We start from the raw sequence: 15688 nt of genomic DNA, 5'->3' as shown, positions 1-15688 counted from the left end.
CGGGCCCGCGACCGGGAGAATGACGCAGTGGCGACGACGAACGACCTCAAGAACGGCATGACGCTGAACCTCGACGGCCAGCTGTGGACCGTCCAGGAGTTCCAGCACGTCAAGCCCGGCAAGGGCGGCGCGTTCGTCCGCACCAAGCTCAAGAACGTGCTGTCGGGCAAGGTCGTCGACAAGACCTTCAACGCCGGCACCAAGGTCGACGTGGCGAGCGTGGACAAGCGCGAGATGCAGTACCTCTACCGCGAGGGCGAGGACTTCGTCTTCATGGACACCGAGACCTACGACCAGCCGCACATCCCCGCGGCCACCGTCGGCGACGCCGCGAACTACCTGCTGCCCGAGCAGAACGCCGTGGTCGCGTTCAACGACGAGAACCCGCTCTACGTCGAGCTGCCCGCCGCCGTGGTGCTGGAGATCACCGAGACCGAGCCGGGCCTGCAGGGCGACCGCTCCACCGGCGGCAGCAAGCCCGCCACGCTGGAGACCGGCGCGCAGATCCAGGTGCCGCTGTTCATCACCACCGGCGAGAAGGTCAAGGTCGACACCCGCTCCGGCGAGTACCTCGGCCGCGGCTGAGATGGCGGCACGCACGAAGGCGCGCAAGCTCGCCCTCGACGTCCTCTTCGCGGCGGAGCTGCGCGAGGAGCAGCCGACGGCGGTGCTGGCGGCGCGGGGCCGCCCCAACCAGGACGAGCTGTCGGAGTACCCGCACGCGGTCCGGCTGATCGAGGGCGTGCAGGAGCACCGGGAGCGCATCGACGAGCTGATCGCCACCTACGCGACCGGGTGGACGCTGGAGCGGATGCCGGTCGTCGACCGCAACATCCTGCGGATGGGCGCCTACGAGCTGCTGTGGGTGGACGACGTACCGGACGGCGTGGCGGTGAGCGAGGCGGTCGGCCTCGCCACCGAGCTGTCCACCGACGAGTCGCCCCGGTTCGTCAACGGGCTGCTGGCACGGCTGCAGCAGCTCAAGCCGTCCCTCTCGCTCTGACCGGCGCTCTCGCTCCGACGGGCGAATCCTCGCCTGGCGCCCGGCCGCGGGCGGCGGGCGGCTAGGGTGGGCGAGGATGAACGACGTTAGCGGAGCGGCCGTGGCCGGCCGGCAACAGAAGCGGGCGCGCGGGAGCAGCCGCGTGCGAAGCGCGGTCCTGTGGGAGGCGCTGCGCGCGGTCCTGGACCGCATCGCCCCCGAGGCCGGCCGGAGCGACGTCGTGGACGTGGGCGGCGGCACCGGCGGGTTCGCGGTGCCGCTCGCCGAACTCGGCCACCGCGTCACGGTCGTGGACGCCAACCCCGACGCGCTGGCCGCGCTGGAGCGCCGCGCCGCCGAGTCGGGGGTGCGGGTGCGGGCCGTCCAGGGCGACGCGGTCGACCTGCCCGACCTGCTGGGCGGCGGCGCCGCCGACCTGGTGCTGTGCCACAGCGTGCTGGAGTACGTCGACGACCCCGCCGCGGCGATGGCCGCGCTGACCGCCGCCGTCCGCCCGGGCGGGTCGGTGAGCGTGCTGGCGGCCGGGCAGGTCGCCGCGGCGCTGCACCGCGCCGTGTCCGGCCACTTCGACGACGCGCGGCGGGTGCTGACGGACGTGTCCGGGCGGTGGGGCGAGGGCGACCGGATGCCCCGCCGGTTCACCCGCGAGACGCTGACGGCGCTGGTGCGCGGCGCGGGCCTGCGGGTCGCCGAACTGCACGGCGTGCGGATCTTCGCGGACCTGGTGCCGAGCGGGATGCTGGACGGCGACGCCGGCTCGGCGGAGGCGCTGATCGCGCTGGAGTCCGTCGCGGCGGTGCACCCGGTGCTGCGCGACCTGGCCACCCAGCTGCACCTGGTCGCCGACAAGCCGGCCGGGTAGAACCGTGAGCCGCAAGCAGCAGCTGCACCGGCCCGGGCCGCAGCCGGGGCCGCCCGCCGACGACACCGGCTGCTCGATCCTGCACGTCGACATGGACGCGTTCTTCGTCAGCGTCGAGCTGCTGGAGCGGCCGGAGCTGCGCGGACGCCCGGTCGTGGTGGGCGGCGCGGGGCCGCGCGGGGTGGTGTCCGCGGCGTCCTACGAGGCCCGGAGGTTCGGCGTGCACTCGGCGATGCCGATGTCGCGGGCGCGGCGGCTGTGCCCGCAGGCGGTGGTGCTGCCGGTCAGCCACGGCAAGTACGGGCGGGTGTCGGCGGCCGTCTTCGAGCTCTTCCGGTCGATCACGCCGCTGGTGGAGGGCCTGTCGCTGGACGAGGCGTTCCTCGACGTGGCGGGCGCGGGCCGGCGCCTCGGCCGCCCCGCCGAGATCGCCCGGATGATCCGCGAGCAGGTCCGCGCGCAGCAGGGCATCACCTGCTCGGTCGGCGTCGCGAGCACCAAGTTCGTCGCCAAGCTCGCCTCGACCCGCTGCAAGCCGGACGGCCTGCTCGTCGTCCCCGCCGACGGCGTCGTCGACTTCCTGCACCCGCTGCCCGTCGCGGCCCTGTGGGGCGTGGGGGAGCGGACGGAGCAGACGCTGGCCCGGCTCGGGCTGCGCACGGTCGGGCAGCTCGCGCAAATCCCCCTGACGACGCTCCAGCGCGAGCTGGGCAACGCGATGGGCGCGCATCTGCACGAGCTGGCGTGGGGCCGCGACCCGCGCGAGGTCGTCCCGCACACCCCGGACAAGAGCATCGGGGCGGAGGAGACGTTCGACACCGACGTCGACGACCCGGAGGTGATCCGGCGGGAGCTGCTGCGGCTGGCCGAGAAGGTCGGCGCGCGGCTGCGGGAGTCGGGGAACGCGGGACGCACGGTGAGCGTCAAACTCCGGATGGCGAGCTTCAAGACGATCACGCGGGCGCGTACCCTGCGCGAACCCACCGATCTCGCACGTGTGATCTATGTCACAGCGTGCGAGCTGTATGAAGGGGCGGGCCTGGAACGGGTACGACTCCGTCTGGTCGGGGTGCGGGTGGAGAACCTGTGCCCCGCCGGCGAGGCCCCCCGTCAGCTCGCCTTCGACGAGCCGGAACGCGGCTGGCGCGAGGCCGAGCGCGCGATCGACCAGGTGGCGAACCGGTTCGGCCGCGGTGCCGTCCGGCCCGCCGCCCTGGTCGAGCGCGCGCACGATGGTGACGCACGCGACGGCAGGGACGGGAGACGATGAGAGAAGGCGGTGAGCTGACCGGTATGGGGCCCTGGACCCGCCGTTCGCTTTCGTACGCTGGTGAGTGCTCGTATTCTGGGCATATCACCGTTGACGTTCCCGTCCCGCATCGGATACCCCGCCGCGGGGCTGTCGTTGGGAGGCGCCGTGCCGCTCTCTGAGCACGAACAGCGCATGCTCGAGCAGATCGAGCAGCAGCTGTACGCCGAGGATCCGAAGTTCGCGCACGCCGTCCGGTCGACCAACCCTCAGGTGCACTACAAGCGCCGGATCATCAAGGCCGCGCTCGGGTTCGTCGTCGGTGTCTGCGCGCTGATGGCCGGGCTCGTCATCAACGCCGGGACCGCGACCATCGCGGTCAGCGTGGCCGGCTTCCTGCTCATGGTGGTCTGCTGCGTGTGGGCGCTCACGAGCTGGAAGCGGATGACCGGCATCGGGAACGAGCCCGCGCGGCGCGGCCGCCAGGCCCGTCCCGCGAAGGCCGGCTTCATGGAGCGCATGGAGGAACGCTGGCGCCGCCGCACCGAAGGCGAGTGAACCGGCCGCACCGGCCACACTGAGATACCGGCCACACTGAGATACCGGCCTCATCGAAGCGGCGCCGCGGGCCTGCCAGGCCCTAGCGGCGCCGCACGCGGTTCGGCAGGTCGTTGAGACGGTCGGCCAGGTCGGCCGCGCGGAGGCCGGTGCCGCGCAGCGCCGACCGCGCCTGCGCCATCGCCGACGGCGGGAAGACCCGGGCGCGCCAGCGGGCCCGGCGCCCCACCGACGCCGCGAACGCCGCGCGGACGGTCCGCACGTCGGCGCGCAGCAGCTCGGGCGGGTCGGCGGGCCGGGTCCGCGCGTAGCGGGCCAGCTCCTCGGCGCGGGCGATGCGGCCGAGCGCCTCCGCGGGCACCTCGTCCAGCTCCAGCAGCTCGCCGAGCCGCCGCGCCGCCGCGCGCGGCGAGTCGCTCGGCCGCCACTCCAGCCCGTGGTCGAGGGCGTCGGCGCGCATCTCCCGCCACGCCGCGTGCGCGGCGCCTCCGCCGTCGGGAACACCGTCCGGTACGCCGCCGCGGACGTCCGGTGGGGAACTCCCGCCGCGCCCTTGGGGCGGTGTCGACAGCACCGCCCAGCGGCGCCGCCGGGTCAGCGCCCGCAGCACCATCGGGACCGCGAGGAGCAGCAGCACCAGCACCCCGCCCGCGATCCACGGCGCCGCCGACCATCCGCCGTCCCCGGAGTCCTCCGGAGTGAGGCCGTTCTGCGCGCCGGTGTCGTTGCGGTGCGGCGCCGCCTGCGGCGACGCCGACGACCGGTCCGGCCCCGAGGTCGCCGCCGGCGTCGGCAGCGCGTCGTCGCCCTGCCGCCCGCCGCCGTCCGCCGGCCGGCTGTAGGCGGGCGTCACCGCGGTGCCCTGCCCGGCCGCGCCGGACGGCGTCGGCTCGAACCGCACCCAGCCCGACCCCTCGAAGTACAGCTCCGGCCACGCGTGCGCGTCCCGCGACCGCACCACCCACGTCCCCGGCTGCGTCTGCGTGCCGGACGTGTAGCCCATCGCGACCCGCGACGGGATGCCGAGGATCCGCGCCATCAAAGCCATCGACGCCGCGAACTGCTCGCAGTACCCGCGCTTGCTGCGCAGCAGGAAGTCGACGAGGTCGTTGCCGCGCTGCGGCGCCGGCGTCGACAGGTCGTAGGTGAACCCGCCGGTCAGGGTGAACCAGCGCTGCAGCTTCACCGCCTGCGCCCGCGCCGTCGCCGCGCCCGCCGTCACGTTCTGCGCGAGCGCCCTGATCTGCGGCGGGATGTTCTTCGGGACGGCGGTGTAGTGGGAGACGACGTCCGCCGGGTACCCGACGGCGGCGGACAGGTCGGCCGCCGTCGGGTCGGCGCGCAGGCTCGTGACGGTGTAGGAGCGGCCGCCGGCCGAGTCGCTCAGCGAGTAGATCATCAGCGACTGCCGGTGCACCCGCCAGTCGCCCTTGATCGACACCCGGGTCGGCGCGTACGGCACCGGCAGGAAGGTCATGTCGCGGACCTCGCCGCTCACCTTCACGCGCGTCGTCACCTCGTGCACCGGGGCGATGCTCAGCCCGGGCGGCGGCGGCAGCGTCCGGCCCGACAGCCGGTCCGCGGCGCTGCTGCTCAGCCGGCTGTAGGTCCACCGGTCGCCGTCGAACCGGTCGAGGGCGTACAGGCGCAGGTAGTCCGGGCCGTCCGGGTCGTCGGTGCGGTAGGTGAGGACGACCGAGTCGTCCAGCCGGGTCAGCTCCCGCTTCAGGCTGACCAGCGGGTCCGGCGTGGTGACCGTCTGGTCGCCCCGGCCGCGGCCCCCGCCGCCCATCCCGAACACGCCGCGCGGGTGGATCGGGACCGCCAGCGGCAGCAGCACCGCGATCGCCACCGATCCGAGCGCGATCCGCCGCCCGCTCGCCGCGCGCCGGCCGCCGTCGGCGCGCACGCGCTGGCCGCTCGGCGGCTCCGCCCCGGCCAGCGGCAGCTCCTCACCGTGCCGGTGGACGGTGACCGCCCGGCCCCAGCCGCCGACCTGCTCGCGCGCGTCGGCCATCAGCAGGGCGAGGAAGGCGACCGCCCCGATGGCGAACGCCGGCCACCCGACGCCGTCCTGGCGGACCGCGGCGGGCACGCTGTACATCGCCAGCAGCGGCAGCCCGGCCGGCGCCGCCCGCCGCAGCCGCACCGCCAGCAGGTCGACCAGCACCGCGACCACGCCGATCCCGGCCGCGGCCAGGAACCCGATCCCGGACACCAGCGGCACCGGCGCCGCGTACCGGTTCGCCGCGCTCCAGCCGTCCCCGGCCAGATCGACGAGGTGCGAGAGCGAGCCGGGCGAGGGGACGAACCCGAGCCACGCCTCGCCCGCCGCGTACGCCGCGGTCAGGTACAGCAGCAGCGCCGCCAGCCCGAACAGCGGATCCAGCACGGCCGGCAGCCGCAGCCGGCGCGAGACCAGCCCGCCGCAGGCCGCCGCCAGCACCGCGGCGGTGCCCGTCCAGAACCACCGGCCGCCGGCGAACAGCGGGTACAGGCCGACCGAGCAGGCCAGCGTCGCCACCGCGGCCACGATCGTCATCCGGATCCTCATGCCGCACCTCCGGTGGCGTCCGCCGCCTCGTCGGAGGCTCGCTTCGTCCCGTGCCCGGCGTCCGGCCCCGCGCCCGCCCGCGCCGCCCCCGCCCACGCCCCGGCCAGCTCGGCCGCGGACCGGACGACCAGCACCCGCCACCCGCCCGCGCGCAGCAGCCCGGCGGCGTCCTCCGGCGCGAGCGGCATGTCGTCCGCGTCCCCGGACCGCGGCCCCGGGGCCCGCCCGCCCGTGCCGCCGCGCGCCCCCGGGATCCGCGGCCGGGCGGCCCGCGCCCGGTGGCCGTTCTCCGCCCCGCCGTCCCGGCCGCCGGGGGACGCGTCGAGCAGCACCGCCAGCCGGGAGCCCGCGCCGCGGCGCGCCGCCGCGACCCGGTGCGCCTCCTCGGCCGTCAGCGCGCCGAACACCGCGCACACCAGCCCGTCGCCCTCCCCGCCCTGCCCGGGCGCGCCGCCCAGCGCCGCGAGGCCGGGCGTCAGCGACGCGGCCTTCGACCGCCGCGCCACCGCCAGCGCCTCCAGCAGCAGCCCCTCGAACGCCCCGTCGAACGACGCCGCCGCCGACAGCGCCTCGCCGCCGTCGGTGACGAACCGCAGGTTCATCCCCGTCCGGCCGAGATGCACCCCGATCGACGCGGCGACCGACACCGCCTGCTCGAACGACCCGCCCGGCCCGTCGCCCCAGTGCGCGCGGCGCCGGGTGTCCAGGAACAGCGTCCCGCTGCTCTGGAAGTGCTGCTCCTCGCGCCGCACCATCAGCTCGCCGTGCCGCGCCGTCGACCGCCAGTGCACGCGCCGCAGGTCGTCGCCGTGCCGGTACTCGCGCGGCGCGACGTCGTCCTCGCCCGCCGCCGACACCGCCCGGGCCAGGCTCTCGCCGCCGCCTCCCCACGCGCCGCTCAGCCGCGTCGCCGGCAGCGGCACGATCGCCGGGGTCACCGTGAGGGTGTCGGACATGCTGAACGAGCGGACCAGCTCCACCATCCCGAACGGGTCGGCCAGCCGGACCGTCAGCGGCCCCACCCGGAACCGGCCGCGCACGTCGGAGCGGATCCGGTAGCCGAGCTCCCGCGAGCCCTGCGACTCGATCCGGTCCAGCACGAACCGCGCCCGCCCGCCGAGCGCGTACGGCACCCGGTCCTCCACCAGCAGCAGGCCGCTCGGCAGCCGCGACACGTTCTCCAGCCGCAGGTCGACGCGCGTCTCGTGGCCGACGGGCAGCCGCGCCGGATCCAGCCGCCGCGCGCACGCCAGCCGGTAGCGGGTCCGCGACACCGCCAGCGTGGACAGCAGCGGCAGCACCAGCACCAGGATCCCGGCGCGCAGCAGGTCCCGCTCGCCGAGCACGAACGCGCACACGATGGCCGTCGCGCCGGCGGCCACGAAGGACCGCCCGCGCGTGGTCAGCCCGGCCAGCGCCCGCCTCAACCGGTCACTTCCCGGGTGCGGGCACCGGCAGGCGGCGCACCAGCTCGGCGACCACCTGCTCGGGACGCCGCCGCTCCACCTGCGCCTCCGCGGTGGGCAGCAGCCGGTGCGCCAGGACCGGGACGGCCAGCTCCTGCACGTCGTCGGGGAGCACGTAGTCGCGCTCGTCCAGCGCCGCGTACGCCCGCGCCGCGCGGACCAGGTGCAGGGTGGCGCGGGGGGAGGCGCCGAGCCGCAGCTCGGGGTGCTTGCGGGTCGCGGTGACCAGGTCGATCGCGTACTGCCGCACCGACGCCGCGACGTGCTGGCGCCGCACCACCTCGATCAGCTCGCGGACGTCGGAGGCGTGCGCGACCGGGGTGAGCCGGTCCAGCGGCGACGACCCGCCGTGCGCGTCCAGCATCTCCAGCTCCGCCGCAGGGCTGGGGTACCCCATAGAGATCCGCGCGGTGAACCGGTCGCGCTGCGCCTCCGGCAGCGGGTAGGTGCCCTCCATCTCGACCGGGTTCTGCGTGGAGATCACCATGAACGGGGGCTCCAGCGCGTAGGTGGTGCCGTCGACCGTGACCTGGCGCTCCTCCATGCACTCCAGCAGCGCCGACTGCGTCTTCGGCGACGCCCGGTTGATCTCGTCGCCGACCACGATGTTGGCGAACACCGGGCCCGGCTTGAACTCGAACTCGCGCAGCTCCTGGTTGTAGGCGCTGACCCCGGTGATGTCGCTCGGCAGCAGGTCCGGCGTGAACTGCACCCGCCGCACCGAGCAGTCGACGGACCGCGCGAGGGCCTTGGCCAGCATCGTCTTGCCGACGCCCGGCACGTCCTCGATCAGCAGATGCCCCTCGGCGAGCAGGACGGTCAGCGCGAGCCGCACCGCTTTCGGCTTGCCCTCGATCACCGACTCGACGGCGCCCCGGATCCGGTCGGCGATCCGCGCGAGCCCCGCCAGGTCGCGGCCGGAGTCCTCGCGTCCCGCCGGGCCCTCCGCTCGGCCGCCGCCCGCGCTGCCGGGGCGGGCGGGGCGCGATGCCGGGGGGTCGGTCTCCATGAACGACTCGCCGTGCGTGCCTACTGCCACCAAACCCTCCTCAGCCGTCCGGCCGCGTGGTGTGCTCGAAGGCCCCTGACGGAGCCCGCCCCCCGGGACCGGGGGCCCGTCTCCTCGCGACCGGTGCGGCGCTCTGTGCGCCCGCCCAACCGACAGTACGTCGTCGGAGGGCCCGCCGCGATGTTCATGTGGAACGCGAGCCCATTGTGCTCCACAGGGATCACCACCACAGCCCCACCGGGCCCACCACTTCGCCCCACCGGCCGCTCGGGGCCCTCCCGCGAGCCCCTCGCGGGCCCCCGCGGGACGGGCCGGCGGACCGCTCCGGAGGGGACCGCGCGAGTGCTGCGCACGGCGGGGCGCCCGCCGCCCCCCACTCCGCGCCACCCCGTCTGACCTGCGGTTTTCTCGGCGATCTTCGTGCGCGGAAGGTGTTTTCCTTGTTGACGGTGGGGAAGAGTGGAGTAGAGTGGGGCGCCGTGGGGAGCAGTAGCGCCTCATGCGGCGCGGGAGGTGGGGCCGGTGTTCCTCGGCACCCATTCACCGCGCCTCGACGACAAGGGACGACTGTTCCTGCCGGCGAAGTACCGCGAGGAGCTGTCGGGGGGATTGGTGATCACGAAGGGCCAGGAACGCTGCCTGTACGTCTTCCCCATGGCGGAGTTCCAGCGCATCACCGAGGCTCTGCGCGCCGCACCGGTCACCGAGAAGGCGGTCCGCGCGTACAGCCGGGTCTTCTTCGCCAGCGCCTCCGACGAGGTCCCCGACAAGCAGGGACGCGTCACGATCCCGCCGCCGCTGCGCACGTACGCGGGCCTCACCCGCGACTGCACGGTCATCGGCGCCAACACACGCCTGGAGATCTGGGACACCCGGGCCTGGGAGTCCTACCTCGAACAGGAGGAACAGGCGTTCTCCGACGTCTCGGAGGAGGTGTTGCCAGGGATCCTCTAGACGACCCGTCGGTCCGTTGACCGGCAATGGCCCACGTTCGGCCAGGTCTCCAGCCGCTCTCCGAGCCAGCTGGCGCAGCTTCCCCGGTGCCAGACGGCGACCCCCCGCGGTAACGCGGTGATCTTCCCTCAGGGCAGCGGATGGGGACCTGGCCGGGCGAGGCCGCCGCCGGGGGCGGGCAAGGTCCGGACCGGCGATGCCACACAGTCCGCGAGCGAGGTGGCAGTACCAGGGGGGTGGAGCATGGACGTGGGAGACCACGCGGCCGGGGCCGGTCACGTACCGGTCATGCTCGGTCGCGTTCTGGAACTCCTCGCCCCCGCCGTGGACGCCGCCCGCGCCGCCGGGCGCACGCCCGTCCACCTCGACGCCACGCTCGGCATGGGCGGCCACGCCGAGGCGATGCTCCGGGCCCACCCGGACCTGCGGCTCATCGCCCTCGACCGCGACACCACCGCGCTGGAGCGCTCCGCGCGCCGGCTGGCCCCCTTCGGCGACCGCGTGACGTTCGAGCACGCCGTCTACGACGAGATCCCCGGCGTCCTCGCGCGGCTCGGCGTCCCGTCCGTGGACGCCGTGCTGTTCGACCTCGGCGTCTCCTCCCCGCAGCTCGACGAGGCCGGCCGCGGCTTCGCCTACTCCTACGACGCCCCCCTCGACATGCGGATGGACCGCACCCAGACGCTCACCGCGGCGGAGGTCGTCAACGGCTACCCGCCCGCCGAGCTCGCCCGCATCCTGCGCGAGTACGGCGAGGAGCGGTTCGCCCAGCGCATCGCCTCCGCGATCGTCCGCGAGCGCGAGCGGGCCCCGCTCGAGTCCACCAGGCGGCTCGCCGACCTGGTCCGCACCTCCATCCCGGCCGCGACCCGCCGCACCGGCGGCAACCCGGCCAAACGGACGTTCCAGGCGCTGCGCATCGAGGTGAACGGCGAGCTGGACATCTGGCGGCGGGCGCTGCCCGCCGCCCTGGACGCGCTCCCGGTCGGCGGCCGGGTCGCCGTCCTCAGCTACCACTCGCTGGAGGACCGCATCACCAAGCGGGTCCTCGCCGCCGAGGCGGCCGACACCACCCCGCCGGAGCTGCCCGTCCCGCTGCCCGAGCACGAGCCGAGGTTCCGGCTCCTGACGCGCGGGGCAGAGCTGCCGTCCGACGAGGAGACCACGACCAACCCACGGGCCGGATCGGTGCGGATGCGCGCCGCCGAGCGGGTCCGGGAGGCGACATGACGACGACGAGCCGACGCCCGCCGGCCACCGCGCCCGCGAAGAAGAAGAGGCCCGACCCGGACCGCCCGGCCGACGCCGACGCCGCCGCGGGCCGCGCCGCGCCGCCGCGCCGCCCGGCGAAGGGTGCGAAGGGCGCGGCCGCTCCGGCCAAGGCCCGGCCGCGCAGGGGCGCCCCGCCCGAGCCCGCCGCGCCGAAGCGGGCCCCGGCGAAGAAGGCATCGCCGGCGAAGGCGCCGCCGGCGAAGGCGCCGGGCGGGGACGCGCCGGCCGCCGCCGTCCGGGCGCGGAGCGGGTCCCGGCCGGCCCGGCGCTCGGCCGCCGTCCCGCCGCGCGCGCCGTTCGTCCTGCTCGTCATCGCGCTGCTCGGCGGCGCCCTGGTGAGCCTGCTGCTGCTCAACACCGTCCTGGCGAAGGACGCCTTCACGCTCAGCAAGCTCGAGCAGCAGAACAAGGAGCTCGACCAGCGGGGCCAGGAGCTGCAGGCGCAGAACGAGGAGGAGAACTCGCCGCAGAACCTGGCGCGCAAGGCCGAGGCGCAGGGCATGGTGCAGAACAAGTACCCGCGGTTCTACTTCCCCGGCACGGGCAAGACGAACGCGGGGGGACTGCGGCCCGTCCCGCAGTCGGCCACCGCGTCCGCCGGCGCGGCGGCCGTTGTCGGCGTGCCCGGCACCGTGGTCCCCGGCGACGGCGTCCCGGCGCCGTCCGGCGCGAACGGCTCCGGCGGCTCCGCGCAGGGCAATGGCTCCACGCAGGGCAACGGGGCGGCGCGGGGCAACGGCTCCGGGCACGGGAACACGGCCGCGCGGGGGACCGGGAGCGGCCGGCCGTGATGCCGGGCGGCCATGACGGTACGAGCGCCGAGGGGCGGGGGACGCGGTGACGAAGGGACCGGGACGCGGGTCCGGAGGGCCGCCGCCCGGCCGGAAACGCGGTGCTCGGGGCTCGGCGGGGCGGGACGACACGAACGGCCCGGGCGCGGCGCGCGCGTCCGGGCGCCAGACGGGCAACCCGCCGCGTCCGCAGGCGGGACGCGCGGACGCGGCGGGCCGGCCCGGCAAGAAGGGCGGTCCCGCCGCCCGCCGCCCGGCCCGCGGCGGCACCGTCCCGCAGCCGCGCAAGGGCACCGGTAAGAAGGACACGGAGAAGAAGCCGTCCGGCAAGAGCACGGCCGCCAAGAAAGCGGCGGCCAAGAGCGCGGCGGCCAAGAGCACGGCGGCCAAGAGCGCGGCGGCCAAGAGCACGGCGGGCAGGAGCGCCTCCGGCAAGGGCGGGGCGTCCGCGAAGAGCCGGACGGCCGCGTTCCGCACGACCGCGCCCACCGCGCGGCCGGGCGGGCCGGCCCGCACGGGCGGGCCGCGCCGCGACGGCCCCCGAGGCCCGCGCCCCGGCGGCGGCTCCGGAGGCCGCCCGCCGCGGCCCCCGCGCCGCCCGCGCGTCCCCTTCCACCGCCGCGACCCGATGAAGCGGCTGAACGCCGGGCTGCTGGTCGTGGCGTTCGTGCTGTCGCTGTTCGCGGGCCGGCTGGTCCAGCTCCAGACCATCGAGTCGGGCAAGTACAGCGAGCAGGCGATGGACCAGCGGCTGCGGAAGCTGAGGCTGCCCGCCGTCCGCGGCGCGATCACCGACGCGCAGGGCAACTGGCTCGCCGTGACGGTGGAGGCCCGCGCGATCACCGCCGACCCGTACCTCATCAAGCCGGACAAGCGGCAGGCGATCGTCAACGCGCTCGCCCCGACCCTCGGGCTGAGTCCGGAGGCGGTGCTGAAGGCGATCAGCAAGAAGGGCACCCAGTTCGTCACGCTGGCGCACGGCGTCACCCCCGACCAGGCCCGGCTCATCACGTCGTGGGACTTCCCGGGCATCGGGACTTTGCCGGAATATCGCCGGGAGTATCCCAACGGTTCGCTGGGCGCGAGCGTCATAGGTTTCGTGAACGGTGCGGGACAGGGGGCCGCCGGCCTCGAGAGCACGCAGAACGGCGTGCTGTCCGGGAAGGACGGCTGGCAGCGCGTGGAGATCAGCCTCGAGGGCCAGCACATCCCCATGGGCGAGGACCAGAAGCAGCCGCCGGTCCCCGGCCGCGGCGTCCGCCTCACCCTCCAGCAGGACCTGCAGTTCAAGGCCCAGGAGGAGATCGAGAAGCAGGTCAAGGCGAGCGGCGCGCGCAGCGGCACCGTCATCGTCATGGATCCGCGGACCGGGCGGCTGCTGGCGATGGCGTCGGCGCCCGGCTACGACCCCAACCACGTCACCGAGGACGACCGCGACGTGTGGGGCAGCCCGCTGGTCCAGGACGCCTACGAGCCGGGCAGCACCGGCAAGGTCGTCACCGCCGCGGCCGTCATGGAGCACGGCGGGGTCACCCCGCAGACCCCCTTCACCGTCCCGGACAAGATCCGCAAGTACGACGTGGTGTTCCACGACTCCGAGCCGCACGGCGTGGAGCATCTGACCTTCGCCGGGGTGCTGGCGAAGTCCAGCAACGTCGGCACCATCGAGGCCAGCCAGACCATCAGCGAGGAGCAGCTCTACCAGACGCTGCGCGACTTCGGGTTCGGCCAGAAGACCGGCCTGCCGCTGCCGGGGGAGACGGCGGGGCTGCTCAACCCGCCGTCGAAGTGGTCGGGCACCGACCGGTACCCGATCGCGTTCGGGCAGACGGTGTCGGTCAACGCGGTGCAGATGGCGAGCGTCTACGCGACCATCGCCAACGGCGGCGTGCGCGTCGCGCCGAACCTGGTCGCGGGGACGGTCGGCGCCGACGACAAGTTCACCCCGGCGCCCGCCCCGCAGCAGCGCCGCGTGATCAGCCAGGGCACCGCCAAGCAGATCAGCGACATGCTGGAGGGCGTCACCACCGCCGCGGGCACCGCGCCGAAGGCGCAGATCAAGGGCTACCGGGTGGCGGGCAAGACCGGCACGGCGCAGCGCTTCGACGCGGGCTGCGGCTGCTACAAGGGGTACACCGCCTCGTTCGCCGGGTTCGCCCCCGCCGACGACCCGCGGCTGGTCGTGCAGGTCGTCCTGCAGGACCCGAAGCGGGGCAGCCACTATGGTGGCGACGTCGCCGCGCCCGTGTTCCGCGACGTGATGAGCTTCGCGCTGCAGTCCGAGAAGATCCCGCCGACGGGGAGCGAATCGCCGATCATCAAGATCTACGCCCGAGACTGACCGCAGCGAGTACCCTCACTCGCCGTGAGTCCACCATCCGTTCACCAGCGTTCCCGTCCCAACGGCACCGAAAGAACCGCCATGCGTCCGACCACTGCACAGGCCCGTCCGCTGGACGGGCTCGCGGCGACTCTCGGCATCGGACGGGGCGACCGGGACGACCGGGGCGGCGCGCAGGTCACCGGGATCACGCACGACTCGCGCGCGGTGCGGCCCGGCGACGTGTACGCGGCGCTGCCCGGCACCCGCACGCACGGCGCCGAGTTCTGCGCGCAGGCCGCCGCGGCGGGCGCGGTCGCGATCCTCACCGACGCGGCGGGCCGGGGCCGCGCCGCGGCGACGGGCCTGCCCGTCCTGGTGGTCGCCGACGTGCGGGCGCGGCTCGGCGAGGCGGCCGCCTGGGTGTACGGGGAGCCGGGGCGCGACATCACGCTCATCGGCATCACCGGCACCAGCGGCAAGAGCACCACGGCGTTCCTGGTCGAGGCGGGGCTGCGGGCCGCGGGCATCACGACCGGGCTGGTCGGCGGTGTGGAGATCCGGGTCGCCGACGAGCGGGTGCCGAGCGCGCTGACCACGCCGGAGGCGACGGATCTGCACGCGCTGCTGGCGATGATGCGCGAGCGCGGCGTCGGCGCCGCGGCGATGGAGGTGTCCAGCCACGCGCTGGTGCAGGGCCGGGTCGGGGGCGCGCACTACGACGTCGCCGTCTTCACGAACCTGTCGCAGGACCACCTGGACTACCACCCGACGATGCAGGACTACTTCCTGGCGAAGGCGCGGCTGTTCACGCCGGAGTACGCGCGGGTCGGGGTGGTGAACCTCGACGACCACTACGGCCGCGAGCTGCTGGGGCTCGCCCGGATCCCGATGACGACGTTCTCGGCGTCCGGCGACCCGGCGGCGGACTGGCGGGCCGAGGACGTGCGGGTCGGCGCGGACGGCAGCGTGTTCCGCGTCGTCGGGCCGGGCGGCGTGGAGGCCGACGCCTCGGTGCGGCTGGCCGGGCCGTTCAACGTCGCGAACGCGCTCGCCGCGATCGTCGCGCTGGTCGAGGCGGGGCTGCGGCTGGACGCGGCGGTGCACGGCGTCGCGTCGCTGGCGGGCGTGCCCGGCAGGCTGGAGCGGGTCGACGAGGGCCAGGACTTCGTCGCGCTCGTCGACTACTCGCACAAGCCCGGCGCGGTCGAGGCGGTGCTGACGGCGCTGCGCCCGGTCACCGAGGGGACGCTCGCGGTGGTGCTCGGCTGCGGCGGCGACCGCGACCGCGGCAAGCGGCCGCTGATGGGCGAGGCGGCGGCGCGGCTGGCCGACATGGCGTATTTCACCAACGACAACCCGAGGTCCGAAGATCCGCTCGCGATCCTCGCCGCTATGGTCGAGGGCGGGCTCAAGGTGCCGCAGCGGCACCGGGCGCACATCGTCGTGGAGCCCGACCGCGCCGCCGCCATCGCGCTGGCCGTCGGCCGGGCCCGCCGCGGCGATGTCCTCGTCGTCGCGGGCAAGGGACACGAGCAGGGCCAGTACGCGGCCGGCGAGGTGCAGCCGTTCGACGACCGCGAGGTCGTCCGGGAGGCGCTGCGCCGTGCCGCGCCTCGGGAAGCGAAGTAGAGGGGACGGGACGAAGGC

Annotated in this window: 13 protein-coding genes; 10 read left to right on the top strand and 3 right to left on the bottom strand. The window is 75.2% G+C overall.

What is annotated here, in order from left to right; translation table 11 throughout:
* The first annotated feature begins 27 nt into the window (after positions 1 to 27).
* The 5 genes from efp to F8568_RS28960 all read left to right on the top strand — a co-directional run bounded on the left by efp (position 28) and on the right by F8568_RS28960 (position 3672).
* Complete coding sequence (gene efp / locus F8568_RS28980) at positions 28 to 585, top strand: elongation factor P (protein ID WP_151596865.1); 558 nt, start codon at positions 28 to 30, stop codon at positions 583 to 585.
* A 1-nt stretch (position 586) separates the two neighbouring features.
* A complete protein-coding gene (gene nusB / locus F8568_RS28975; protein ID WP_151596864.1) occupies positions 587 to 1003 on the top strand; it encodes a transcription antitermination factor NusB in 417 nt (138 codons plus the stop codon).
* A gap of 76 nt (positions 1004 to 1079) precedes the next feature.
* A complete protein-coding gene (locus F8568_RS28970; protein ID WP_151596863.1) occupies positions 1080 to 1865 on the top strand; it encodes a methyltransferase domain-containing protein in 786 nt (261 codons plus the stop codon).
* A 4-nt stretch (positions 1866 to 1869) separates the two neighbouring features.
* Positions 1870 to 3135 (top strand): DNA polymerase IV, encoded by a 1266-nt coding sequence (locus F8568_RS28965; RefSeq protein WP_151596862.1) that lies wholly within the window; start codon positions 1870 to 1872, stop codon positions 3133 to 3135.
* 147 nt (positions 3136 to 3282) lie between these two features.
* Entirely contained in the window at positions 3283 to 3672 is a 390-nt protein-coding gene (locus tag F8568_RS28960) for a DUF3040 domain-containing protein (protein WP_151544963.1), read from the top strand.
* An 82-nt stretch (positions 3673 to 3754) separates the two neighbouring features.
* Here F8568_RS28960 and F8568_RS28955 read toward each other — a convergent pair whose 3' ends face one another.
* From F8568_RS28955 to F8568_RS28945, 3 genes are read right to left on the bottom strand one after another with little or no spacing between them, the layout of a single operon-like run.
* Entirely contained in the window at positions 3755 to 6214 is a 2460-nt protein-coding gene (locus F8568_RS28955) for a DUF3488 and transglutaminase-like domain-containing protein (RefSeq protein WP_151596861.1), read from the bottom strand.
* Positions 6215 to 6222: 8 nt separating this feature from the next.
* Positions 6223 to 7653 carry a DUF58 domain-containing protein gene (locus F8568_RS28950; RefSeq protein WP_151596860.1) on the bottom strand — a complete coding sequence of 477 codons (1431 nt, stop codon included), beginning with the start codon at positions 7651 to 7653 and terminating at the stop codon, positions 6223 to 6225.
* A gap of 4 nt (positions 7654 to 7657) precedes the next feature.
* The gene (locus F8568_RS28945; protein ID WP_328601063.1) at positions 7658 to 8731 is read right to left on the bottom strand and encodes an AAA family ATPase; all 1074 of its coding nucleotides are present in this window, start codon (positions 8729 to 8731) and stop codon (positions 7658 to 7660) included.
* 492 nt (positions 8732 to 9223) lie between these two features.
* On the opposite strand from F8568_RS28945, the gene mraZ reads away from it, so the two are divergent.
* The 5 genes from mraZ to F8568_RS28920 all read left to right on the top strand — a co-directional run bounded on the left by mraZ (position 9224) and on the right by F8568_RS28920 (position 15670).
* The gene (mraZ, locus tag F8568_RS28940) at positions 9224 to 9655 is read left to right on the top strand and encodes a division/cell wall cluster transcriptional repressor MraZ (protein WP_151596859.1); all 432 of its coding nucleotides are present in this window, start codon (positions 9224 to 9226) and stop codon (positions 9653 to 9655) included.
* 243 nt (positions 9656 to 9898) lie between these two features.
* Positions 9899 to 10885, top strand: a complete 987-nt coding sequence (gene rsmH / locus F8568_RS28935; RefSeq protein ID WP_151596858.1) for a 16S rRNA (cytosine(1402)-N(4))-methyltransferase RsmH — start codon at positions 9899 to 9901, stop codon at positions 10883 to 10885.
* Positions 10882 to 11718, top strand: a complete 837-nt coding sequence (locus tag F8568_RS28930; RefSeq protein ID WP_202125461.1) for a hypothetical protein — start codon at positions 10882 to 10884, stop codon at positions 11716 to 11718. The genes rsmH and F8568_RS28930 overlap by 4 nt, the downstream gene beginning before the upstream one ends.
* Before the next feature lie 628 nt (positions 11719 to 12346).
* Complete coding sequence (locus F8568_RS28925) at positions 12347 to 14059, top strand: peptidoglycan D,D-transpeptidase FtsI family protein (protein ID WP_202125479.1); 1713 nt, start codon at positions 12347 to 12349, stop codon at positions 14057 to 14059.
* An 81-nt stretch (positions 14060 to 14140) separates the two neighbouring features.
* Positions 14141 to 15670 carry a UDP-N-acetylmuramoyl-L-alanyl-D-glutamate--2,6-diaminopimelate ligase gene (locus F8568_RS28920; protein ID WP_151596856.1) on the top strand — a complete coding sequence of 510 codons (1530 nt, stop codon included), beginning with the start codon at positions 14141 to 14143 and terminating at the stop codon, positions 15668 to 15670.
* The last annotated feature ends 18 nt before the right edge of the window (positions 15671 to 15688 follow it).

Origin of the sequence: Actinomadura physcomitrii, from assembly GCF_008923205.2 — a bacterium.
GTDB lineage: Bacteria > Actinomycetota > Actinomycetes > Streptosporangiales > Streptosporangiaceae > Spirillospora > Spirillospora physcomitrii.
Note: the sequence above shows the minus strand (reverse complement) of the source record. Positions and strands in the feature narration are given on the sequence as shown.

Excerpts from the sequence above, each read along its gene's own strand:
- nusB (WP_151596864.1), top strand. The coding sequence starts at position 587 with ATGGCGGCACGCACGAAGGCGCGCAAGCTCGCCCTCGACGTCCTCTTC.
- F8568_RS28970 (WP_151596863.1), top strand. The coding sequence starts at position 1,080 with ATGAACGACGTTAGCGGAGCGGCCGTGGCCGGCCGGCAACAGAAGCGG.
- F8568_RS28955 (WP_151596861.1), bottom strand. The coding sequence starts at position 6,214 with ATGACGATCGTGGCCGCGGTGGCGACGCTGGCCTGCTCGGTCGGCCTG.
- rsmH (WP_151596858.1), top strand. The coding sequence starts at position 9,899 with ATGGACGTGGGAGACCACGCGGCCGGGGCCGGTCACGTACCGGTCATG.
- F8568_RS28930 (WP_202125461.1), top strand. The coding sequence starts at position 10,882 with ATGACGACGACGAGCCGACGCCCGCCGGCCACCGCGCCCGCGAAGAAG.
- F8568_RS28925 (WP_202125479.1), top strand. The coding sequence starts at position 12,347 with ATGAAGCGGCTGAACGCCGGGCTGCTGGTCGTGGCGTTCGTGCTGTCG.
- F8568_RS28920 (WP_151596856.1), top strand. The coding sequence starts at position 14,141 with ATGCGTCCGACCACTGCACAGGCCCGTCCGCTGGACGGGCTCGCGGCG.